Annotated in this window: 3 protein-coding genes; all 3 read right to left on the reverse strand. The window is 59.9% G+C overall.

The features are described 5' to 3' along the window. The coding region (locus P0645_RS19375) for a polymorphic toxin-type HINT domain-containing protein (protein WP_349814652.1) at window positions 1-176 on the reverse strand (176 nt) is incomplete at its 3' end. 73 nt (window positions 177-249) lie between these two features. Then, the gene (locus tag P0645_RS19250; protein ID WP_284166172.1) at window positions 250-510 is read right to left on the reverse strand and encodes a hypothetical protein; all 261 of its coding nucleotides are present in this window, start codon (window positions 508-510) and stop codon (window positions 250-252) included. A gap of 8 nt (window positions 511-518) precedes the next feature. Continuing rightward, on the reverse strand, window positions 519-1,019 hold a 501-nt coding region (locus tag P0645_RS19255), incomplete at its 5' end, for a polymorphic toxin-type HINT domain-containing protein (RefSeq protein ID WP_284166173.1).

Genomic DNA, 1,019 nt, shown 5'->3' on the forward strand with positions numbered 1-1,019 from the left:
CCGAGACGTGAGCTCTGCCCCGACGCCTCCAGCCCCAGCCAGACCAGATCCGTCGCCTGCCGCCCCATCACCGCCGTCACCGGAAAGACCCCGGTCTGGCCCGTCTCCTCGTTCCGCGCGATCACAAGATCGCCCTCGCGAAGGTCCTCGATCCGGACCTTGCCCGACGGCGTCAGTTCTCAACCTTGATGGCGGGGTAGGAACCACCACACGCTACTCAAAACTTGCGAGTCTCCCAACAACAACCAACTAGTCGAGATCAGGATTGAAGTCTAACCGCCACGGGTGCTGCTCAGACTCCCGCTCTGCTTCAAAAAGCACATCATGCTTGAACAATTCAACCACACTCGGATCATCCTGAGCCACATGATCGATGTGGATCGGGTCTGCATCGTCAACTTCGTGCCCATCTTCGCCGCACAAGAACTGATAGATACCATCAGATGGAGTATACGCGACAAAGAGAATTGGCCGTTCTCTCTTCTCGCAATGTTTACATATCAGCGCCATGGAGCTTTTCATTTCATCGGCGGCCTCCAATCCAAATCAACCCCTTCAATGGGAAGAGAGCAACTTTTTTGGAAATTGCAGGCCGCGCACAGCGGTTGCCCGTTCCAAATCTCCGTCTGGCCGCCCCTCGACCACGGCCAAATATGATCGGCGTGCGTAGCAGGTTTGCCGCAGCGCACACACTTACCGCCGTTCTTACACATAACGTCCGCGCGTTTACTACCACGGAATTTTCTACCATTATGCCCCCACGCCTCCAGTTCGCCCGCGAAGTAGGTATGCGCGCCCGCGACCTCGAGATTGTGCACGAGCGTCGGCCGGTCGCCCAGCTCCCGCGAGACGACCGTGATCACCCCGCCGTCGGCATTCACGATCCGGTCGCCGACCGCCAGTTCCCCGGCCTGCACCCAGCCCCGGCCCTCGACATAGAGCGGATGCTCCGCCGTCACGCCGAGACGTGAGCTCTGCCCCGACGCCTCCAGCCCCAGCCAGACCAGATCCGTCGCCTG

The sequence above is a fragment of the Frigidibacter sp. SD6-1 genome, assembly GCF_030143255.1.
Lineage (GTDB): Bacteria > Pseudomonadota > Alphaproteobacteria > Rhodobacterales > Rhodobacteraceae > TMP-24.